This is a genomic window from Acinetobacter sp. RW6 (genome assembly GCF_041956835.1).
Classification (GTDB): domain Bacteria; phylum Pseudomonadota; class Gammaproteobacteria; order Pseudomonadales; family Moraxellaceae; genus Acinetobacter; species Acinetobacter calcoaceticus.
In genome coordinates, this window is the sequence record NZ_CP167121.1 from 2,155,901 (window position 1) to 2,177,742 (window position 21,842).

The 21,842-nt window shown below is 39.6% G+C and carries 17 protein-coding genes; 10 read left to right on the forward strand and 7 right to left on the reverse strand.

What is annotated here, in order from left to right:
* Positions 1-48 precede the first annotated feature (48 nt).
* The 5 genes from benC to ACB088_RS10335 all read left to right on the forward strand — a co-directional run bounded on the left by benC (position 49) and on the right by ACB088_RS10335 (position 6,263).
* Positions 49-1,065: a benzoate 1,2-dioxygenase electron transfer component BenC gene (gene benC / locus ACB088_RS10315; protein ID WP_375036884.1), complete on the forward strand. Its 1,017-nt coding sequence runs from the start codon at positions 49-51 to the stop codon at positions 1,063-1,065.
* Between the two features lie 21 nt (positions 1,066-1,086).
* Positions 1,087-1,872, forward strand: coding sequence for a 1,6-dihydroxycyclohexa-2,4-diene-1-carboxylate dehydrogenase (locus tag ACB088_RS10320; protein WP_375036885.1), 786 nt, complete (start codon positions 1,087-1,089; stop codon positions 1,870-1,872).
* Between the two features lie 57 nt (positions 1,873-1,929).
* The gene (gene benE / locus ACB088_RS10325; protein ID WP_375036886.1) at positions 1,930-3,123 is read left to right on the forward strand and encodes a benzoate/H(+) symporter BenE; all 1,194 of its coding nucleotides are present in this window, start codon (positions 1,930-1,932) and stop codon (positions 3,121-3,123) included.
* Positions 3,124-3,602: 479 nt separating this feature from the next.
* Complete coding sequence (locus tag ACB088_RS10330) at positions 3,603-4,961, forward strand: aromatic acid/H+ symport family MFS transporter (RefSeq protein ID WP_375036887.1); 1,359 nt, start codon at positions 3,603-3,605, stop codon at positions 4,959-4,961.
* A gap of 45 nt (positions 4,962-5,006) precedes the next feature.
* Positions 5,007-6,263 carry an OprD family outer membrane porin gene (locus tag ACB088_RS10335; protein ID WP_375036888.1) on the forward strand — a complete coding sequence of 419 codons (1,257 nt, stop codon included), beginning with the start codon at positions 5,007-5,009 and terminating at the stop codon, positions 6,261-6,263.
* A 103-nt stretch (positions 6,264-6,366) separates the two neighbouring features.
* Here ACB088_RS10335 and ACB088_RS10340 read toward each other — a convergent pair whose 3' ends face one another.
* Both ACB088_RS10340 and hrpA read right to left on the reverse strand, forming a co-directional pair.
* Positions 6,367-7,473 (reverse strand): beta-ketoacyl-ACP synthase III, encoded by a 1,107-nt coding sequence (locus tag ACB088_RS10340; protein ID WP_375036889.1) that lies wholly within the window; start codon positions 7,471-7,473, stop codon positions 6,367-6,369.
* Between the two features lie 94 nt (positions 7,474-7,567).
* Positions 7,568-11,425, reverse strand: coding sequence for an ATP-dependent RNA helicase HrpA (gene hrpA, locus ACB088_RS10345; RefSeq protein ID WP_375036890.1), 3,858 nt, complete (start codon positions 11,423-11,425; stop codon positions 7,568-7,570).
* Positions 11,426-11,777: 352 nt separating this feature from the next.
* On the opposite strand from hrpA, the gene ahpC reads away from it, so the two are divergent.
* Together ahpC and ACB088_RS10355 are read left to right on the forward strand one after the other, a co-directional pair.
* On the forward strand, positions 11,778-12,341 hold the full coding sequence (gene ahpC / locus ACB088_RS10350; protein WP_003652649.1) for an alkyl hydroperoxide reductase subunit C: 564 nt from the start codon (positions 11,778-11,780) through the stop codon (positions 12,339-12,341).
* A 253-nt stretch (positions 12,342-12,594) separates the two neighbouring features.
* Complete coding sequence (locus ACB088_RS10355; protein WP_003652651.1) at positions 12,595-12,804, forward strand: KTSC domain-containing protein; 210 nt, start codon at positions 12,595-12,597, stop codon at positions 12,802-12,804.
* A gap of 68 nt (positions 12,805-12,872) precedes the next feature.
* Here ACB088_RS10355 and ACB088_RS10360 read toward each other — a convergent pair whose 3' ends face one another.
* Entirely contained in the window at positions 12,873-14,051 is a 1,179-nt protein-coding gene (locus tag ACB088_RS10360; protein ID WP_375036891.1) for an alkane 1-monooxygenase, read from the reverse strand.
* Between the two features lie 120 nt (positions 14,052-14,171).
* Between ACB088_RS10360 and ACB088_RS10365 the strand changes: the two genes are divergently transcribed.
* Positions 14,172-15,206: a helix-turn-helix domain-containing protein gene (locus tag ACB088_RS10365; protein ID WP_375036892.1), complete on the forward strand. Its 1,035-nt coding sequence runs from the start codon at positions 14,172-14,174 to the stop codon at positions 15,204-15,206.
* On the opposite strand, the gene ACB088_RS10370 is transcribed toward ACB088_RS10365, so the two are convergent.
* Both ACB088_RS10370 and ACB088_RS10375 read right to left on the reverse strand, forming a co-directional pair.
* Positions 15,198-15,785 carry an O-methyltransferase gene (locus ACB088_RS10370; RefSeq protein WP_375036893.1) on the reverse strand — a complete coding sequence of 196 codons (588 nt, stop codon included), beginning with the start codon at positions 15,783-15,785 and terminating at the stop codon, positions 15,198-15,200. The genes ACB088_RS10365 and ACB088_RS10370 overlap by 9 nt on opposite strands.
* A 45-nt stretch (positions 15,786-15,830) precedes the next feature.
* The gene (locus ACB088_RS10375; protein WP_375036894.1) at positions 15,831-16,049 is read right to left on the reverse strand and encodes a DUF1653 domain-containing protein; all 219 of its coding nucleotides are present in this window, start codon (positions 16,047-16,049) and stop codon (positions 15,831-15,833) included.
* A 268-nt stretch (positions 16,050-16,317) separates the two neighbouring features.
* On the opposite strand from ACB088_RS10375, the gene ahpF reads away from it, so the two are divergent.
* Positions 16,318-17,883, forward strand: a complete 1,566-nt coding sequence (ahpF, locus tag ACB088_RS10380; RefSeq protein ID WP_375036895.1) for an alkyl hydroperoxide reductase subunit F — start codon at positions 16,318-16,320, stop codon at positions 17,881-17,883.
* Between the two features lie 174 nt (positions 17,884-18,057).
* On the forward strand, positions 18,058-18,402 hold the full coding sequence (locus ACB088_RS10385) for a hypothetical protein (protein ID WP_092707889.1): 345 nt from the start codon (positions 18,058-18,060) through the stop codon (positions 18,400-18,402).
* Between the two features lie 58 nt (positions 18,403-18,460).
* Here the strand turns inward: ACB088_RS10385 and ACB088_RS10390 are convergent, their stop codons facing one another.
* Together ACB088_RS10390 and ACB088_RS10395 are read right to left on the reverse strand one after the other, a co-directional pair.
* Positions 18,461-19,072, reverse strand: a complete 612-nt coding sequence (locus ACB088_RS10390) for a glutathione binding-like protein (protein ID WP_003652661.1) — start codon at positions 19,070-19,072, stop codon at positions 18,461-18,463.
* Between the two features lie 207 nt (positions 19,073-19,279).
* Positions 19,280-21,718, reverse strand: a complete 2,439-nt coding sequence (locus ACB088_RS10395; RefSeq protein WP_375036896.1) for an ExeM/NucH family extracellular endonuclease — start codon at positions 21,716-21,718, stop codon at positions 19,280-19,282.
* Positions 21,719-21,842: the final 124 nt, after the last annotated feature.

The following is a 21,842-nucleotide window of genomic DNA, read 5'->3' on the forward strand; positions in this document are numbered from 1 at the left end:
ACTGTTGGCTGAGGGTAAAAGTTTCAAATATTTTGTAGGATACATGCCATGTCAAACCACAATGTTGCACTTCAATTTGAAGATGGTGTTACACGTTTCATTAACGTAGCTCAAGGCGAAACCCTATCTGACGCAGCCTATCGCCAAAAAATTAATATTCCTTTGGATTGCCGTGATGGTGCATGTGGAACTTGCCGCGCATTTTGCGAGTCAGGTCATTATGACATGCCAGAAGAAACCTATATTGAAGATGCATTAACACCAGAAGAAGCTGAACAAGGTTATATTCTTGCTTGCCAATGCCGCCCAACTTCAGACGCCGTATTCCAGATTCAAGCATCCTCAGATGTCTGCAAAACAGAAATTCATAGCTTCCAAGGCACATTAGCCCGCGTTGAAAACCTATCAGACTCAACCATCACATTTGATATTCAACTTGATGAAGGCCAGCCGGATATTCATTTCCTTGCAGGTCAGTATGTGAATGTTGCAATTCCTGAAACTGGCGAAACACGTTCATATTCATTTAGCTCAAAACCGGGCAATCGCTTAACAGGCTTTGTGGTACGTAACGTACCGAATGGCAAAATGAGTGAATTCTTGAGTAAGAATGCCCAAGCTGGTGACAAAATGACATTTACCGGTCCATTCGGTAGCTTCTATTTGCGTAATGTAGCGCGTCCTGTGCTGATGTTGGCAGGCGGTACTGGCATTGCCCCATTTATGTCAATGCTACAAGTACTCGAAGAAAAAGGTTCAGAACAACCCGTTCGTTTAGTATTTGGCGTAACCAATGACTTTGACTTGGTTGCCTTAGAAAAACTTAATGAGTTGCAGGCAAAATTTCCATGGTTCGAATATCGTACTGTAGTTGCAAGCCCTGAAAGTAACCATGAACGCAAAGGCTATGTCACTGGTCATATTGAAAGTGAATGGTTAAACGGTGGCGATGTCGATGTTTATCTATGTGGCCCAGTTCCAATGGTAGAAGCTGTACGTGGCTGGTTAGAAACTGAAAATATCAAACCTGCTAATTTCTTGTTTGAAAAATTCTCTGCAAACTAACTCGAGGTGGAGAAGTTATCTATGTCAAACCGTCAAAGATTTACCAATAAAGTCGTGATTGTTACAGGTAGTGCTCAAGGCATTGGTCGTGGCGTAGCACTGCAAGTCGCGGCTGAGGGTGGACAAGTCATCATGGCTGACCGCTCTGAATATGTTGAAGAAGTTCTCAAAGAAATTCAGAATGCAGGTGGCGATGCTGTCACGATTAATGCCGACCTTGAAACCTATGCAGGCGCACAAGGGGTTGTTGCAAAAGCCATTGAACACTATGGTCGGGTAGATATCCTGATTAATAATGTAGGTGGCGCGATCTGGATGAAACCTTTTGAAGAGTTTTCCGAAGAAGAGATCATTAAGGAAGTAAATCGTTCACTGTTTCCAACTTTATGGTGCTGCCGCGCTGTGTTGCCCGCCATGATTAAGCAACAATCGGGTGTTATTGTAAATGTATCTTCAATTGCAACCCGTGGTATTAACCGTATTCCCTACTCGGCATCTAAAGGTGGTGTAAATGCTTTAACAGCATCTCTTGCTTTTGAACATGCTAAAGACGGGATCCGAGTCAATGCCGTTGCGACGGGTGGAACTGAAGCACCGCCTCGCAAAGTACCGCGTAACGCCAACCCATTAAGTCAAAATGAAAAAGACTGGATGCAGCAAGTGGTTGATCAAACAATAGATCGAACATTTATGGGCCGTTATGGCACAATTCAAGAACAAGTAAATGCAATTTTATTTCTTGCATCAGACGAAGCATCGTATATGACCGGATCAGTTATTTCGGTCGGAGGTGGAGATCAGGGTTAACCCTGATCTTTTTATATGATTGGGTAAATAACATGATTTGCATGGAGGCAATCACACATGGCAACCCTGTTAAAGACATTAAAAAATGACTGGTCCATATCAGCCACTGTTGCTGGCTTTCTTGCGGTTTTAATTTCTTATTCAGGCCCATTAATTATTTTTTTTCAAGCTGCTCAGCGCGCCCATGTGTCAACCGATATGATGGTGTCATGGATTTGGGGAATTTCAATTGGTGCCGCCGTTTCAGGCATTTATCTTTCAATTAAGTATAAAACTCCTGTCATTACCGCATGGTCTGCACCGGGTACTGCCCTGTTAGTGACTCTATTTCCAAATGTCTCATTAAATGAAGCGGTAGCTGCTTATATTACTTCTGCTGTTGTTATTTTTTTAATTGGCATTACAGGTTACTTTGACAAATTACTAAAATGGATTCCGCAAGATGTCGCTGCTGGCATGATGGCCGGTATTCTTTTTCAATTTGGTATTGGTCTATTTACCGCATCTGATAGCATGCCTTTTATTGTCTTTAGCATGCTCATTGTCTTTTTAATTGCTAAACGTTTAATGCCGCGCTACACCATGATTTGGGTGTTAGGGGCCGGAGTTTTATTAAGCCTCATTTTAGGAAAAATGAATCCAGTTGATGTGAGTTTTAGTTTAGCTATCCCGCAGTGGATTAGCCCAGAATGGACATGGAACTCAACACTGAACCTCGCTGTTCCTCTCATTTTAGTCAGCTTAACTGGTCAATTTTTACCGGGTATGGCGATTATGAAACTCAGCGGTTACGACACGCCAGCCAAACCGATTATTAGCGTTACCAGTATTGCCTCTTTAGCTGTTGCTTGCGTAGGCGGTATTACCATTGTGCTTGCCTCAATTACCGCTGCTTTATGTATGGGCAAAGATGCACATGAACTGAAAGAAAAACGCTATATCGCAGGAATCGCCAATGGAATTTTTTATATTTTAGGAGGCTTATTTGCTGGCAGTATTGTCATGCTATTTAGCTTACTTCCTAAAGAGTTGGTTGCAGCACTGGCAGGATTAGCTTTGCTTGGTGCAATTGCCACAAATATTTCTGTCGCCATGAGAAATGATAGTCAACGTGATGCTGCACTTATTACCTTTTTAGCAACAGCATCAGGCATGCATTTTCTTGGATTAAGCTCGGTTTTTTGGGGTATTTGCATTGGTGTAATCGCGCATTTCATTCTCACGCCACGATCAACTTCAGCCACAAATTAAGTTTTTTATCTAAACACTCCAACCAAAATAAAGCCTTAAGCGCCAAGTCAGGATGCAAATAATTTGCTAATCCTGATTTGGCGATTTTTATTTAATATCAATTAAATTTCATTTTCATAGGTCAACTTCTAAAATAATTAAATAACAGTCTTTGGTCTCTTATCTTAATATTTTCATTCCAATTAATAATATAAATTCAGCTCTATTTTTATCAGTGATTCTTAGCAAGAAAATCAAGAATAAAACACCAATAAAAAACATTGAAATTCTCACCATATAATATTTACCACCATTTAATACAGATAATAAAACCTACTTCAATACTCAAAATAAATTAATATTTTTCAAATAATTAAATTAATAAAAACACAATACCTTAAAGACATAAAGATATATCAATTAGGTTTTTGACTCTAACTCAATAACAAAATAGTTTATTAAAAAATAACGCGATGATTCACAAATTGGAGGTGAAGAAAATGGATACGAGCAAGGTTAATATTAATGAGTTAATTGATAAGGCCAGTTTTACTTCTTTTCATTGGAAAGTTTTAATCTGGTGCTTACTTATTATTATTTTTGATGGATATGATTTAGTCATTTATGGAGTAGCGCTCCCTTTATTAATGCAACAATGGTCATTAACTGCGGTAGAAGCAGGTTTGCTGGCAAGCGCGGCTCTATTTGGCATGATGTTTGGTGCCATGATTTTCGGCACACTTTCGGACAAACTGGGGCGTAAAAAAACCATCCTGATTTGTGTGACTTTATTTAGCGGATTTACCTTTATCGGTGCTTTTGCCAAAGGACCAACTGAGTTTGCAATTTTGCGCTTTATTGCTGGCCTTGGTATTGGTGGCGTGATGCCAAACGTGGTCGCGCTCATGACCGAATATGCGCCTAAAAAAATTCGCAGTACATTGGTCGCAATCATGTTTAGCGGTTACGCAATTGGTGGCATGACATCTGCTCTACTCGGTGCGTGGCTCGTTAAGGATATGGGCTGGCAAATCATGTTTTTACTTGCAGGTATTCCACTGCTATTACTCCCACTGATCTGGAAATTTTTACCTGAGTCTCTCACCTTTTTAGTGAAATCTAATCAGAGTGAACAGGCAAAAAGTATTGTCAGCAAAATTGCCCCTCAAACCCAGGTAAATGCCAATACACAGCTGCTGTTAAACGAAAGCACAACAACTGAAGCACCTGTCCGCGCACTTTTCCAACAAGGCCGTACCTTCAGTACATTTATGTTCTGGATTGCTTTCTTTATGTGTTTACTCATGGTGTACGCCTTAGGAAGCTGGTTACCTAAACTCATGCTGCAAGCGGGCTATTCGCTAGGTGCGAGCATGTTGTTCCTGTTTGCACTCAACATCGGTGGCATGGTCGGTGCAATTGGCGGTGGTGCTTTAGCAGATAGATTCCATTTAAAACCCGTCATTACCATCATGTTTATTGTGGGGTCAGCAGCTTTAATTTTACTTGGCATCAATAGTCCACAATTTATTTTATATAGCCTGATTGCTATTGCTGGTGCGGCCACAATTGGCTCGCAAATCTTACTCTACACTTTTGTTGCACAGTTCTACCCGACAGCACTTCGTTCAACTGGCATGGGCTGGGCATCAGGTATTGGTCGTATCGGTGCAATTATCGGCCCCGTTTTAACTGGTGCCCTACTCACATTTGAGCTTCCTCACCAAATGAATTTCTTAGCAATTGCGATTCCGGGTGTGATTGCTGCACTTGCAATATTTATGGTCAATCTTAAAGCCTCTGTTGCCGCACAAACGCCATCAACATTTAACACTCAAAACACGCTTACCCAGCAGTAAACATACATGCGCCTAGGACTGGCGCATAGATTTTGGAAATGGATTATGGAATTATTACACCGCTTTAAACCACATGCTTTAACCTTTGCAACCTTAGTATTGATGTGTGGCAATTCATTCGCTGCAAATCCAAATCAGCAGGCTGAAGATGAATGGAAATTCACTTTAAAGAATGCCTACATCAACCGTAATTTTGATAATGATACTCTCAAAGATACCGGCAGTTGGTCTCAGGCAGCATCGTTATTTTATAAATCGAAAATGCATGACACTCCGCTGCAAATTGCAGACAAACCTATTACGATTGGTGCAGATGCTTCTGTCCAATACGCTGTGCGCTTGAGTTCAGACAAGCATGTCGCCGATACAGTTTTGCCTTTTAATAAAGAAACACAATCTCAGGCATCCGACTTCCTAAAATACAGCGCCACTTTAAAACTGGGCTATGACAAAACCCTTTTAAGTGTCGGTGAACTCTGGCTCGATTTACCTGTAACCGCTGTCGATGCCAGCCGACAATTGCTCGCTTCTTATTGGGGAACCAATTTAAAGTCGCAACTTTCGGATCAGCTTTATGCCGAAATTGGTCGAGTTGAAAAAGTCTCGCCGCGAAATGAAGAAGATTTTAAAAAGTTTTCTTTTACAGCAAATGGGGTTACCAAAGAATCTGATGGCTTAAACTATGTGGACCTGCGCTACCAATTTACGCCGTCTTTAAAGGGTGAATACTACTTTGGTAATTTAGAAGACTTATATAACAAGCACTATGTAGGACTTGAGCACAATTGGAAACAGCCTAATTTTGCCCTCACCTCTAAGTTTAAATACTTCAATGCAAAAGATGACGGCAATACCTTTGATATTGATGCGCAAAACATCGGAGTGCTAGAAACGCTCAAAGTAAAAAACCATACCTTTGGTTTGGGCTACCAACAAATTATGGGTGAGTCGGCCTATCCATTACCGGATGGTTTCTTGCCAGAGACCTATTTCATTAACTGGAATACCACTGGATTCTTTAAAGAAGACGAGAAGTCTTACCACATGATGTACGGCTATGACTTTAAAGACTATGTACCTGGTTTAAACGCAATGGTGAAATATGTTTATGGCCATGATTTTAAAGCAGCCAATGGTGAAAAGAACCATGAAACTGAGTCGAATGTGATTTTGAACTATGCGTTTCAGCAGCCGTTCTTAAAAGGCGTTGCCCTGCAATACATTCGCATTGATTACAACGTTAAGCATGGCAATGACTTTGGTGAAGACCGTCTGTTTGTAAACTACACCAAAAAGTTTTAAAGACTTTTTATTCAATCTAAGCGGGCTATTTTTGGCTCGCTTTTTTATATTATTTCACTCATAAAAAAACGCCCTTACGAGCGTTTTTAATTAATCTGGCAACTTAAGCAACGTGCTTTTGTACAACAATCGAACCTACTGAATAGCCTGCGCCGAAAGATGAAATCACGCCATACTCGCCATCATTCACTTCGTGGCCTGTCCGGTGTAAAGCAATAATCACGCCTGCTGAAGAGGTATTGGCAAACTCATCTAAAATAATTGGCGCACGGCTTAAATCTGCCTCTTTACCAGCCACATATTTCAAGATTAATTCATTCATGTTGGCATTGGCTTGGTGTAACCAGAAACGTTTAATATCATTTGCAGTTAACTGCATTTTTTCTAACTGCGCATTAATGATTTTTGCTACCAATGGACAAACATCTTTAAAGACTTTGCGACCATCTTGACGGAATAACTTGTCATCAACTACCGCATCTTCACTACGGTTTAAGAAACCGAAGTTATTACGAATGTTGTTTGAAAATTGAGTAAATAGATGAATATCTAAAATTTCAAAACCAGTTTTAGTCGTAGTCTCTTCAATAATAGAAGCCGTTGCAACATCACCAAAAATGAAGTGACAATCACGGTTACGATAATCTAGGTGACCAGAGGTAATCTCAACATTCACCAATAAAACACGGCGAGCGCCTGAACGAATTGCATCTGCCGCTTGTTTCAAACCAAAAGTAGCAGCTGAACATGCAACGTTCATGTCATATGCATAACCTTGAATACCGAGTGCAGATTGAATTTCAATCGCTACAGCCGGATAAGCACGCTGCATGTTTGAACATGCCAAAATTACGACATCAATATCTTCAGCAGTAACGCCTGCATTTTCCATTGCTTGTTTAGCCGCAATAACACCCCATTCAGCCTGAAGAGACAGCTCATCATTGGAACGCTCAGACAAACGAGGACGTAAACGAGTCGGATCAAGAATTCCTGATTTTTCGATTACGTAACGGCTTTTAATACCAGAAGCTTTTTCAATAAATTCAGCACTTGAACCACGTAACTCTTCAAGTTCACTAGATGCAATTTTCTCTGCATTGTCTTGGTTATATTGTTCCACATAAGCATTTAAACTGACGGCCAGTTCTTCATTAGAAATGGTTTCTGTTGGATGAAATAGCCCAGTACCTGTAATACGAATGCCCATGTAAAACTCCTAAAAAAATGAAAAGGGTCTGTTAATCTTTCATTTATAAATTGCGTTGTTCGCTAAAAACAACATAAACAGCCCCATATCTATTTTAACTGATTCCCAAACGATCCCATAACTTTTGCAGTCGAGTTGGTGAAATAGGCATCTTGGTTTTCATCGGTTGAGAAAATAAAGAAATGCGAAACTCTTCCAACATCAAATACAATTCTTTGATTTTAGGATCGTTTTTTAATTTAAACACCTTGTCCATCCATGGATCGACATCGTCAATTGCTGCATGATCTCGCTGTAGATTATTGGGCAATCGGTCTAAACGCAATAGCAGCGCTTTCAAATAACGCGGGTATTCCTGCCAAAGATCGACAGGCTGGCAATAAACAAAATTGCCAAGTGACATTAAATCTAACTGATCTTCAATATCATCAATACTTCGCCCAAATATCCCTGAATCAAGCACCAAAAGCTGACGGCGAATTTGCTGCCATTGAATATAAATCTCGCTCAATTGCTCAAGAGCCTGCTGACCATAACTCAAAAATTGCTTTTTGACCTGTTCTAGCAGTTTATTAAATTCATCTGCATTAATTGGCAGAGTTGTAATTGCCATTTGCAAAGTTGCATAGACCAACATCTGCTCAAGTTTAGCTTTATCGCCCAAAGGTGAGTAAGCTAAAGCAAGCGGTTTTGAAATTTGCTTTTTCAACTGACGAACCAAGTCACCAAGTTGCATGTGTACCAGACGGATAATGCCTTCACGATGCTGTTTAATAGCTTCAGCCTGATCATTAAAAGTCTGGATGACAATACCAGAGTCATCTTTAGCATCAGTTTCAGCAAAAGCTTTGGTCGGCACTAAAGCCTGATATTGTTTCACAACAACACCTGTGACCTTGTGTGAAGCCTCAAAAGTAAAGTTGTCAGGGAAGTTTTTAAACTCACCTTTTTGCTGTTTTACTGGACGATGCGTTTCCACACGACAACGTGCTTTTAGCTCTGGCAGATCACGGCCTTTGGCTATCAATTTACCTTTTTCATCAATGACTTTAATGAACGGCACCAAATATGGATCAATGCGTTCAAACGAGAAATCTTTGTCTGTAATTTGCTCGCCACGTAAGGCAAAAGCTAAATAACTAAAAATATGTTCACGTAAATGTACTGCATCAATACCCTGCATGAGCTTACGAGCTGTATCAGGAATAGGCACCACATTACGACGCTTATCTTTTGGTAAGGCTTTGAGTAAAGCCTCAATTAAGTCTTGGCGCCAGCCCGGGATTCCCCATGACCAGATATTTTCATCAACTTGAGGTAGTGCCTGAACAGGAATCTGAACAGTTGCACCATCTTCGTCATGGCTTGGGTCAAAATGATATGTCGTCGCTAAACGTAGCTGCCCATTATGAAGATGATCTGGAAATTGCTGCGTTGTTGGTCGATCATTGAGCCAAAGCGCATCATCCTCAACAAATAAATAACGCGGATTATTTGCTTCTACCGTCGCTCGCCAATCTTCAAAACTACGACGGCTTGCAATTTCTTCGGGAATTTTAGAGGCATAGAACTGATAAATTGTTTCTTCATCAACCACCAAATCACGGCGACGCAATTTATCTTCAACTCGCTCTACTTCTTCAAGCTTAAGTAAGTTGTGTTTTAAAAATGGTGGAACTGTACCTAAATTACCTGTGGTTAATGCATCACGTAAGAAAATCTCATGTGCAGCAGGCTGGTCAACTTTTTCAAAATTAATTAACCGTTTTGGTTCAATAATTAAACCAAACAAAGAAATTTGAGCGTAGGCATTTACGATCCCCGCTTTCTTAGACCAATGCGGTTCAAAATAGTGATATTTCAACAAGTCACGTGCAGCGAGCAAAATCCATTCAGGATCAATTTTGGCTAAAGTACGTAAATATACCTGAGACGTTTCGACCATCTCAAAAGCCATAACCCACGAGTTATTGGTTTTATGCAAAGTACTTGCCGGAAAAACTTTTGCCTTTTGCTGACGCACCGCCATAAAGGTGTTGCGTTCATCTGTTTTATTGGCAATGAAAGAAAGTAAACCTGTCAGCAACGCACGATGCAAATTTTCATAATTTGCCTCTTTTTCATTAAAGCTGAGTTTTAAACCTTCTGCTAATTCAACTAATTGCTGATGCGTTTGTTTCCACTCACGTAAACGCAACCAACTTAAAAAATTCTCCTTAGCAAACTGACGTCGTTTATTTTCAGACATCGCAGCTTCACCTTTAGGATTTAAAGTATCCCAAAGTTTCAAATAAAACAGAAAATCTGAATCTGCTTCTTTGAATAATGCATGCTTTTGGTCAGCCTGCATCTGTTTATCTGCTGGACGCTCACGCGGGTCTTGAACCGCTAAAGCACTCACCACAATCAAGATTTCTTTGAGTACACCAAAATGTGCGCCGCCAATAATCATACGTGCTAAACGTGGGTCAATCGGCATACGGGCCATCATTTGCCCGACTTTGGTCAGTTCATTTTTCTTCTCATTCATTGCCCCTAACTCAATCAAGAGCTTTCGACCATCGTTTACAAGACGGAAATCTGGCGGTTCAATAAAATCGAAGTTTTCTAACTCACCTAAGCCCAAACTTTGCATTTGCAAAATAACGGAAGCTAAGTTAGTTCGTTTAATTTCCGGTTCGGTAAATTCTGGACGGCTTAAAAAGTCTTCTTCGCTGTATAAACGAATACAGACACCAGCAGCAATACGACCGCAACGCCCTTTACGCTGATTGGCAGCGGCTTGGGAAATAGCTTCAATCGGTAAGCGTTGAACCCGTGATCGATAGTTATAACGAGAAATACGAGCAAAACCGCTATCGATCACATAGCGAATATTTGGAACAGTAAGCGCAGTTTCGGCTACGTTGGTCGCAATAATAATACGACGGCCTTTACCACCTGGACTGAAAATCTTTTGTTGTTCAGAAACAGCTAAGCGCGCATACAACGGTAAAATTTCGGTATGTCTTGGCCCGTACTTTTGCAAGGTTTCCTGTAATTCACGAATTTCTTGCTCTGTGCTTGAGAAAATCAGAATATCGGCATGTTCTGGGTGACCTTTTGCTTCGGCATCGGCAAAACATTCTTCAACCGCCTGTACCACTGCACGCGGTAGATTTTCTTCAAAATCATCAAACTCATCGTCGTCACTTCCGCCAATATTCATCTCTGAAATTGGACGATAAAGCACTTCAACTGGGTAACTACGCCCTTCGACTTCAAAAATTGGCGCATCGTTAAAATAGTTACTAAAACGATTTACATCTAAAGTTGCAGAAGTCACGATAACTTTAAGGTCTGGACGTTTTGGCAGTAATTGCTTTAAATAGCCCATAATAAAATCGATATTGAGTGAGCGTTCATGCGCCTCATCAATAATGATCGTGTCATATTTAGACAAAAAACGGTCATTGCCTAACTCGGCAAGTAAAATACCGTCGGTCATTAACCGGACAATCGAATCTTGCGAACCTTGTTCATTAAATCGGATTTTAAAACCAATCGACTCGCCAAGCTTTTCACCGACTTCCTCTGCAATACGCTGCGACACACTACGTGCTGCTAAACGGCGTGGCTGTGTATGACCAATCATACCTGTTAAGCCACGACCTGCTAACATTGCAATTTGGGGAAGCTGAGTGGTTTTACCGGAACCTGTTTCACCTGCCACAATAATGACCTGATGCTTTTGAATTGCATCAATTAGACGGTCAGCATATTGAGAAACCGGTAGTTCCTGATTTAGTTTAATTTCAGGTAAACGTGCAAAGCGCTGTCTTACTTTGGCATTAGATTGTTCAAATAATTTTTCAATCTCTGCTGTATTGGCTTTTTTATCTTTACGTAAACGATTTAAACGGTGACGATCTCTTGCCATCACCCACTGATCTACATTTAAACCATTCTGCACAAACAAACTTTCCTGAAAATACAACAATCCGCTATTTTACGCTTTAATGTGCATAAGGTAAAACAATTGGTTTTTGATATATTTTTAATTTTTTTACATTTTACCCTTGAATTCTCGCTAAGTAGACTTCATGTTGTTAGGCAAGTTTCTTTTACTATAACTGTCATTTGATTTACATGTTTTTGCAGTCAAATCGAATACAGTATTTGGAGACTTAAAAATCGTAAATTTATCACTTATTCAATTTTCCGATTTTAGTCATGTAAAAATACTATTTCCCCAATAAAGAATTTTTATTTATTCTACATCTCGTAAACAAGTTTAAATATAAACCTCAATCATGGAGACAATGATGAGCTTGATTAATACTGAAGTTAAACCATTCCAAGCAACTGCTTACCACAACGGCCAATTTGTTGAAGTTAACGAAACTAACCTTAAAGGTAAGTGGTCTGTTGTATTCTTCTATCCAGCTGACTTCACTTTCGTTTGCCCAACTGAACTTGGTGACTTAGCAGACAACTACGCTGAATTCCAAAAACTTGGTGTTGAAATTTATGCTGTATCTACTGATACACACTTCACGCACAAAGCTTGGCACGACACTTCTGAAGAAATCAAAAAAATTCAATATCCATTAGTTGGTGACCCAACTTGGACTCTTTCTAAAAACTTCGACGTTCTTATCGAATCTGAAGGTTTAGCTGACCGTGGTACTTTCGTTATCGATCCAGAAGGTAAAATCCAAATCGTTGAACTTAACGCTGGTGGTATCGGCCGTGATGCGTCTGAACTTCTTCGTAAAGTAAAAGCTGCTCAATACGTTCACGCTCACCCAGGTGAAGTTTGCCCAGCTAAATGGAAAGAAGGCGAAGCAACTCTTGCTCCATCTATCGACTTAGTTGGTAAAATCTAATTTTTTAGATTAGACCAATACGTCTGAAACCACCCTTTTTAGGGTGGTTTTTTTATTGGTTATTTTTATAAATCTAAGCCCTAATCCACACCAAAATTTTATAGCTATTTTTTTACAATTCTTATACTTATAAATTTATAGCAACATTCATTTATGAATTGTCAGTCTGCTTAACTTAGAGTACTGTCAAATGATGAAACAAAAGAGTTTTTATATATGTACTAAAAGATCAAACAAAAGTAGGAGTAGTTATATGGAAAAATCTGTTGTTGTAACCTCTTGGAAATACGATGTTTCTTCACGCTATTTAAAAATTTTCTATAGCAATGGCTCAGGTGAGCTTTATCATCCCGTTCCAGAGTTTATCTACAATAATTTGCTACGTACAAATGATAAAACCGCATTTGTTCACAAATATCTTGAGTTTGATCTGCATTTTAAAAGGCTCTGTATTTCTGCTTAATCATAAAGAAAATCAGCCCGCTTGGGCTGATCTGTTTTATATCTTTCGACTATTTAAGCCGCATCATTTTACTCAATATATTTCTTTAGCATTTTATCCTTCACATCAACATGCATATTGATTTTACTGAGGTCGCCCCTATAGTGCTCGACAACGCGATCATCCATAATTTTTGACCACCAAGATGGAATAAATGCAGGCAGAATCATTGCACCATAACCTGCTGGTAATTGCGGCGCATCTTCAAAGTGACGTAAGGTCTGAAAGCTACGGGTTGGATTGGCATGATGATCTGAATGGCGTTGCAATTGATACAAGAACAAATTGGTCACCACATTATTATTGTTCCAACTGTGTTCTGGCAAAGTACGTTCATATTGCCCATTTTCTTTCTTTGCACGCTTTAAACCATAATGCTCAATGTAATTCACCGATTCAAACAAAGTTACTGCATAAGCGGCTTGAGTGACTTGAAATGGAATCGAACGCGTACCAAATTTCGTCAACATGGCTGCATGGTAAACAGCAGACATCGCCCAGCCATGAATCAGCTCATTTTCCTTACAGAAAAAAGGCAATTTCTTACGTTCTAAACGATTCTTTTCAATTTCGATCGCCGATTTAAAGCTGCCAATCACGGTACGTGGTAAAAACTTCCAAAAGGTTTCACCAAATTGTGAAGATGCTGGATCTTCAGGTGTCGCAACTCGACGGTGGTGTCCATAAGGGTGTTCAATTCGGAAATGGTTATAACCCGATGGCGCTAGAGCTAAATGCGATAAATAATGTTCAAGCTGTCCATTCTTGTGGCTAAGTTCATGGGCAGTATTAATAGCAATTCCATTGACCATTCCCACCAAAGTTCCCAGTAAAACCTGATCAGCAAGAGGTGTATTTTTACGACTGGCTAAATATGCCCCATAGATATTAGTCGCATATTGCAAAGGAATAAAAAGTTTAACAATACGAGCGTAATACGGATCAGCTTCTAAATCCGCGATTGCATCTAATGGTGGATTTTCTGTGTCTTCACCAATCAATTTATCCAATGCAGGAATAACACCATGAATAAATAATGGCCCAAATGAAGCAAAGAACTTTTTAGTTTTTTTAGGACCAAATTGATAGCCCGCTAGGCCACCCATTGCAATGGTCGGTACAGCCAAACCCAATAGCCATAAATGACGTTTTTTGTCCTTAAATGTTGTTGTCGCTTGCTCGACATCCAGTTGAGTATGCATATTCATTAGAGACTCCAATCAAACACAAAATGTTTTTCTTGAATTGATTGTGATCCTTCATAGTGCCTCTATATTATCATTTTAAGACTTGCTATTATCATTGTAAGACTTTACTGAGTTTTTCTTGTGCAGAAGCAACAGATCCCTGTTATTCCATCACGTTATTATTTACGGCTGATTGAAATTTTAATCAACACGCATCAATACGATAATGATTTGTTGGTGACATTGCAGCAAGAACTGGCAAAAACAGAATTATTATCGATTCAACAAATTGAACAATTCATTGAGATTGGTTTGAGTCTGCCCAATACTCAAGACTTGGCCTTTGAACTCGGTAAAAATATAAAACTCAGCTCACATAGTCTAGTGGGCTATGCCCTAATGACCAGTCCTAATTTGGAACATGCACTGAGACTGATTGCACAATATTTTAGACTGATTATGCCGAGTTTTAAGCTCAGTATTGGGTTTCCGACCAATCAGCAAAAGGTTGAACTATTATTCGAACCGATTTTGCAGATGAATAAGCAATGTTTGGCCTTTCATATTGAAGCGATTGCCGTGGCGTTTTACTACAGCCTCTTAGAGTTGGCAGGTCAGCAATTACAACGCTACCAAGTGTATTTAAGTGTTCCAGAGCCGAGCTATCAAGAACGTTACGTATCCTTAGTGAAAGCCAATTTCCACTTTAACTATACCTGGCTTTCAGGTATACGCGTGGTAATTGATCAGCAACAATTGGCACTGCCCTTGCCTTTAGCTGACACGCATAGTTTAAAAATAGTTGAGCAACGCTGTCAGGAACAAATCCAGAAGATCTATCATCAAGGTGAAATTGTTGAATGGGTCAGCATGATGCTACGACAAGCTAATCAAGTCCCAACCCTAATGGAATGTGCAAAAGTATTAAATATTTCTACCAAAACATTGCAACGCTATTTGCAGCAACAAGGTATTGAATTTCATGCTTTAAAGCAGCAGATCAGCACTGAACGTGCCATTGATTTATTAGAAAATTCTACCTTTACCATTACCCACATTGCCTATGAGCTGGGGTATTCCAATCCTGCCAATTTCACCCGTGCATTTAATAAAGTACAGGGCTGTAGTCCGCAAGCTTATCGGCAAGAATATCTAAAGAAAGTGAACCTACTTTAGAATCACCATACATAAACCAGCGCCTACCGGCAAAATACTGCTCATAAAGTTTTGATCATTTTTAATCAGTTCCAAAAATGATTTTACTTCGGCAGCATGTGAAATGACGTTATCAATAATGAGTACGCCACCTTTTGGCTTGATCAGACGTTTTAAATCTGGCCAATAATTCTCGTAAGCATTGCGCTCGGCATCTAACAAAATAAAATCGAAAGTTTCCTGAGCTTCTTTTAAATAATCAGCTGCATCGCCTACCCAAAATTGAACGATTTCACTAAGCTCTAACTCAGCAACATGGCGTTTCGCCTCAACACTTCGCTTTGCATCAATTTCAACTGTAGTCACCTGCCCACCAGTTGCCTGAGCCGCTTCAGCTAGCCATAAAGTTGAGTAACCCGTTGACGTACCAATTTCTAAAATTGACTTGGCTTGCTGCATGCGAATAAATTGCGACAGTAGTTTTGCAGACTCAGCCTCAATATTGCGATAACGCAGCAAGCGATCTGCCTGCTGGGCATCATGCCGTTTAAAGGTGTCATATAAATCTGCAACTCTTTGTAAGAAAAAAGTATTTGGCATATATTCACCCTTTAAAATCGTTATTTTATATGACAGTCGTTTGAGTTAAGTGCTTTGAATTAACTTAAACCGCGGTACGATACTTCCATCAGCCACTTGAACCGTTTCAGTAAACATATCTAGTGGACGCACCCAAGTCGAATAGTCACCATAAAGACACTGATAAATGACTAGTTCCTCTTCAGTCTCACTGTGTTTTGCCACAGAAAAAACTTGATAGAGATTACCTTTATAATGCTGATAAATGCCGCGTTGCAATGACATGAAAGTACCTTTTAATGTTATGACATAAAATCTTTACAGCCATATAACATATATAAATTTTTAAATACTTTCACTTTAAAAGATAAAAAAGAGTAATAAAGGACACTCAAAGACAAATTACCGCTTTAAATTATTGATATTGTTTATGAGTACCACAATACATTCAAAAAACCGATTAAATCTATAAAAACATACTGTTTTACCTATTTTGTGTTTTCACGTACTATGCATCTATTGAAAGAATTTGGATGCATTGGAGTAAAAACAGATGTTAGATCAAAACATTAAAACTCAATTAAAAGCTTACCTAGAACGTTTAGAAAGTCCAATCGAATTAGTTGCTGCTTTAGATGAGTCAGATAAAGCGGCTCAAATTAAAGAGCTGGTTACCGAAATTGCTGAACTTTCTGACAAGGTGACTGCCCGTTTTGATGGTAACAATACACGCCGTCCAAGCTTTGGTGTGGCTAAAGCAGGTGAACAGCCTCGTGTGTTCTTTGCCGGCTTACCGATGGGCCATGAGTTTACATCTTTGATCTTGGCACTGTTACAAGTGTCTGGCTATGCTCCTAAAGTGTCTGATGAAGTGTTGAACCAGATTAAAGGTTTAAACCTTAAAGCTGATTTTGATGTGTTTGTATCATTAAGCTGTCATAACTGTCCGGACGTGGTACAGGCGCTTAACCTGATTGCGATTTATAACCCGAACACAATTGCAACCATGATTGATGGTTCATTCTTCCAAGACGAAGTGGAAGAGCGCAAAATCATGGCGGTTCCAATGGTGTTCCAAGACAATGAGCATATTGGTCAAGGTCGTATGACACTTGAAGAAATTGTGGCGAAACTTGATACCAACTCAGCTGAAAAAGATGCAGCAGCGCTTAATGCCAAAGATGCGTTTGATGTGTTAGTGATTGGTGGTGGTCCTGCAGGTGCAACTGCTGCAATCTATGCAGCACGTAAAGGCATTAACACGGGTATCGTAGCTGAACGCTTTGGTGGTCAGGTGATGGACACCATGGATATTGAAAACTTCACGTCTGTGCAAAAAACTCAAGGTCCTAAGTTTGCTGCCGAAATGGAAGCACATGTTCGTGAATACGATGTTGATATCATGAACCTACAACGTGTCAGCAAAATCACAGGTGCAAACCAAACCGCAAATGGTCTGGTTGAAGTTGAACTTGAAAACGGTGCAAAGCTTGAATCGAAAACAGTAATCCTTTCAACAGGTGCACGTTGGAGAGAAATGAATGTACCTGGTGAGCAAGAATACCGTACCCGTGGTGTCGCGTACTGCCCACACTGTGATGGTCCATTGTTCAAAGGCAAACGTGTTGCCGTGATTGGTGGCGGTAACTCTGGCGTAGAAGCTGCAATTGACCTTGCGGGAATTGTTGAGCATGTGACTCTAGTTGAATTCGACACCAAACTTCGTGCTGACCAAGTCTTGCAAAACAAATTGCATAGCTTGCCAAACACAACTGTGATTATGAATGCTTTAAGTACTGAAGTATTAGGTGATGGTTCACAAGTGACAGGTCTTAAATATAAAGATCGTGCGACTGATGAAGAGCATGTGGTTGAGCTTGCAGGGATCTTTGTACAGATTGGTTTATTGCCAAACACTGACTTCTTGAAAGACAGTGAGCTTGAGTTAACCAATCGTGGCGAGATCATTGTGAATGACCGCAACGAAACCAATGTGAAAGGTGTATTTGCTGCAGGCGACTGTACTACGGTTCCGTACAAACAAATCATTATTGCAACAGGTGAAGGTGCAAAAGCATCACTCTCTGCATTTGATTACATTATCCGTTCTGGGCAATAAAATTTAGTCAAACCAGTACGATTTAACCCAAGCCTAGCATTACAAAATGCTAGGCTTTTTTAATATTAGCGTTACAACTCTTTAACAATTTTCGATCTTTATTAATCAGTTAGTTTATGTTTATATTTTAGACATCCATAATTTTGGATGCCATAAATTAGAAGGAAAAACACAATGAATAAATTACTTGTTGCTTTAGGTCTTGCTGCGACCGTTGCTCTTGTTGGATGTAATAAAGATAAAGCTCCAGAAACAGGTGCGACAACGGGTGAACACTTAGAAAATGCAGCTCAACAAGCAACTGCAGATATCAAATCTGCTGGTGACAAGGCTGCAGACGATATTGCTACTGCAACTGATAATGCTACTGCAAAAATCGATGCTGCAACTGACCATGCTGCTGATGCTACCGCTGAGGCTGCTGCAAAAACTGAAGCGACTGCTCGTAAAGCAACTGCTGATACAGCTCAAGCTGTTGAAAATACCGCTGCTGAAGTGAAAAAAGATGCTCAACACTAATTGTCTTTAATAAAAAAGCCCCTATTTATTAGGGGCTTTTTTTGGCTTTTAAAATCTTTTATGAAATTAAGCCTTCATCACGCATCGCAATTTGTACAGATTGACGCTCTGCTACTTTATTACGTAGTGCAATAATGTGTTTATATGGTGTTAAATCATGCTCAATTGAATTTGACCAATTTGTTAAAACAAATAGATAAGCATCTGCTGGGCCAAAATTATCATTTACTAAATAATCATAATCAGATTCAGCCAAATAATTATCGATATATTTTAAAAGACGATCAATTTCTGCATAAGCTTTGGTTTTTTCATCAGTTGTTAAAGGCGCCCCAAAGAAAACTGCATAGGCATCATGTAATTCAGAGTTCAAGTAACCCAACCACTCTAATACTTTCGCACGGCCCATCCCTGATGGCGGGATCAAATCCTGCTTAGGATCATGCTGAGCAAGAAATGGTAAAATTGCAACGTTTTCAGTTAACATTAAACCTGGATTAATTTCTAAAGCAGGTACATATCCCTTCGGGTTAATCTCGTAATAATCTGCGCCTTTTTCTGTTTTATGTGTTTTTAAATTTACTCGTTCTAAGTCAAAATCAACATTAATTTCATTTAAAATAATATGTGCAGCTAAAGAACATGCGCCTGGCGAATAATATAATTTCATATCTGATCCTTGTTATCTCATATTAACGTTTTAAATTGCTTCTAGAAAACCTGCAAGGTTTGCACAATTCTTTAATTGTAAAAAAGCGTAAACTTATAAAATACTTACACCATCTAATATTCTTGAAAAAGTCATTCCTTGCAAGTTGTCTTGCGTGACGATTGTTTAAAATATGATAAAACACATTTGCGTCACGCAATTTTTCCGTTAATTACGCTTAAAAAGCTGGCTAAGCCAGTTCATTAATTCAGATAAGAAATCAAAAATACCATTTTTCTTATCATCATCAGGATGGCTTGAGTCTTTTCCATTTAAATCTAGATCTACAATTACAGGGTCGTGGTCCGAAGAACGGTAAGCATCTTCACCATAGAACAATGCCTTTTGCTCATCCGTTTTATATTCTTCGTTGTAGTCTAAAAGCGTTGGCTCATCTGCATTAATATGCCATGCAAAGGTTCTCACTACTTTTGGATATAAAGCTGCATCAGCAATTGCATGGTCTAGGTTACCTGCTCCACCATTACCGTTGGCATCACTCGCAACACCAAAAACATAACTATATGCCTGAGTGCCCTGACCTACCTTAGTGTCATTAAGTAAAACTTTATAGTTCGCTTTTTCAAATGACAAAATAGGTTCTTCTTTTGCGTAACTGTTCATATCCCCTACAAGTAAAGCATTTTGCTTTTGCACTTGAGTTGGATTTTTCGCTAACCACTGCACAATTTGATCAACTGCTTTCACCCGAGTTGGGTTCCAGCAGCCTTGACCATCTTTTTGGTCTGCGTCAGTAGAGCTAGCATCAACCCCACTACAGCTTTTCGATTTCAAGTGGTTTGGAATAACGGTAAACGTTTTATTACCACGAACTGCTTGGAAACTTTGCGCCAATGTTGTTCGGTTCTTGTCGCCCAAATCGAGCACAACAGGCTTATTTAAAGGCTTAACACGCTTACTGTTATAAATAATAGCCACAGCAATTGCATCACCACCTAAACGGTCTAAATTTTCAGGAACCACATATTTCCAATCGCTACCTAAAGCTTTGGTCAAATGAGCAATAGCACTGTCTGGGCCATAACCGTTGTTGGCAATTTCCATCAAACCGTATACATCGGCATCAATCGCTTTGAGTGCACTCACAATTTTACGATGCTGTTTGTCAAACTCAGCTTGTGTGGTCGCACCACGCTCTGTTGGAAAACCTGTTGCGCCATTGTCATAGTTCAAAACATTAAATGAAGCTACACGAATGTGATTGGCATTTTTGGTAAGGACACTTTGACGCGGATTTGGTTGAGTAAGAACCTCAGGCTGATTGCGCCCAAGCACAGGTTGAACACGCCAACCATTAAAACGGTATTCTAAAATACCTTCAGCATTTTTAAGTTGATAACCCGAACGTAGCGTATTGGCAGCACTAAAATTGCTTGGTAACCATGGTGTACGGTTTTGGTTGTTATAACCATCATCAAAAATAATTTTTGATAATAAGTTTTTCTGAGCTAGAGCTTTAGCTTCAGGAGATAACGCTGGATATAAATTGGTTGGAATATATAAGCGGCCTAAACTCAGCGACAATTCACCATAACGGCCATAATTGTAGTTCTCGCTCACTGTTAAAGTCTGAGGTAATTTGACCAACATGCCTTGATAACGCTGCGGAGAATTAGTCGAGCCACCCGTTAAACTAGCAAATGGAAGTTCAAGGCTAATCGGCTGAACCTGATTTGCCATATTGCTATTACAGGTTTGAATATCGTGTTGTAATTGATCTATCTGTAGCTGATTTTGATAAGATGTTAAACGACCACGCAAAATAACTTCATCGCCCACTTGTCCGCCTTTTACCGCACTACTATTTGAAATATAAACAAAAATGGCATTGCTGACATTTGCACGTGCTTTTGTGTCTGGCGTCTGAACATAAAAACCAGAGAAACCATTGGCATAACGATAGTCAGCTGTAATCACACCACGGACCGTATAAGTCTGCTCTTGAGTTGCTGCCGCTAAGTCAGCAATCGCTGTATCTGAGCTTGAACAACTTACTGTTTCAACAGGAGGTTGAGTTGTAGAACCCGATAAATTTGAAAAGTCATTTCGGTTTGTCCAAGCCGACCATGAATGGTCCAAATCAAATGCTGCGGTTGCATCAATACTTAAAGCTGGGTTTTCTGTTTCAATACGCTTAAAACTATTTCCTAAGCTTGAAACTGCTGTCCCCCATCCCGCTGCTGGGCGTTCACCAATACGACCAAAACGGTCTACAGGTGTACCTTTATAAACAAGTACGACTGCATCATCACCATTAAAAGATAGTGCTGCCACCTGATTAACTTTACTTCCAAGCTCAGTTTGCAACTCAGAGCGACCCACCAAAAACTTCTGCTTACTCGCCAATGACCCTTGTAAACGAAAAGCCACTGTCTTTGCTGTTCCACCATTATTAAATTGTTGAATCTCATAATCAGCTAAATTGATTGTAATGCCATCTGGATTATAAATTTCCAAACCTTTTTTATTGCTGCTGCCATCAACATATTGGCTAAACATGAGCTGTGCCTGAGCAACTGAGCTATATGAAAATGCACCTAATGCACTTAAAAAGACTGAAAGTGTTCTTAATTGAAAAGTTTTCATGAGTAAAAGTGTTCATATGAGTTTTAATTAGTCTCTTAGAGTAAATATTGATCATGACATCTACATGAAGAAAAACACCGAAACATTTGACTTGATCACATGAAGACTTAAAATACCGCATTTG

Coding starts and splice junctions, on each gene's coding strand:
- ACB088_RS10395 (WP_375036896.1), bottom strand. CDS start 21,718: ATGAAAACTTTTCAATTAAGAACACTTTCAGTCTTTTTAAGTGCATTA.
- ACB088_RS10385 (WP_092707889.1), top strand. CDS start 18,058: ATGAATAAATTACTTGTTGCTTTAGGTCTTGCTGCGACCGTTGCTCTT.
- ACB088_RS10360 (WP_375036891.1), bottom strand. CDS start 14,051: ATGAATATGCATACTCAACTGGATGTCGAGCAAGCGACAACAACATTT.
- benC (WP_375036884.1), top strand. CDS start 49: ATGTCAAACCACAATGTTGCACTTCAATTTGAAGATGGTGTTACACGT.
- ACB088_RS10390 (WP_003652661.1), bottom strand. CDS start 19,072: ATGAAATTATATTATTCGCCAGGCGCATGTTCTTTAGCTGCACATATT.
- ACB088_RS10340 (WP_375036889.1), bottom strand. CDS start 7,473: ATGGGCATTCGTATTACAGGTACTGGGCTATTTCATCCAACAGAAACC.
- ahpC (WP_003652649.1), top strand. CDS start 11,778: ATGAGCTTGATTAATACTGAAGTTAAACCATTCCAAGCAACTGCTTAC.
- benE (WP_375036886.1), top strand. CDS start 1,930: ATGGCAACCCTGTTAAAGACATTAAAAAATGACTGGTCCATATCAGCC.
- ACB088_RS10330 (WP_375036887.1), top strand. CDS start 3,603: ATGGATACGAGCAAGGTTAATATTAATGAGTTAATTGATAAGGCCAGT.
- ACB088_RS10370 (WP_375036893.1), bottom strand. CDS start 15,785: ATGCCAAATACTTTTTTCTTACAAAGAGTTGCAGATTTATATGACACC.
- ACB088_RS10320 (WP_375036885.1), top strand. CDS start 1,087: ATGTCAAACCGTCAAAGATTTACCAATAAAGTCGTGATTGTTACAGGT.
- ACB088_RS10375 (WP_375036894.1), bottom strand. CDS start 16,049: ATGTCATTGCAACGCGGCATTTATCAGCATTATAAAGGTAATCTCTAT.
- ACB088_RS10355 (WP_003652651.1), top strand. CDS start 12,595: ATGGAAAAATCTGTTGTTGTAACCTCTTGGAAATACGATGTTTCTTCA.
- ACB088_RS10335 (WP_375036888.1), top strand. CDS start 5,007: ATGGAATTATTACACCGCTTTAAACCACATGCTTTAACCTTTGCAACC.
- ahpF (WP_375036895.1), top strand. CDS start 16,318: ATGTTAGATCAAAACATTAAAACTCAATTAAAAGCTTACCTAGAACGT.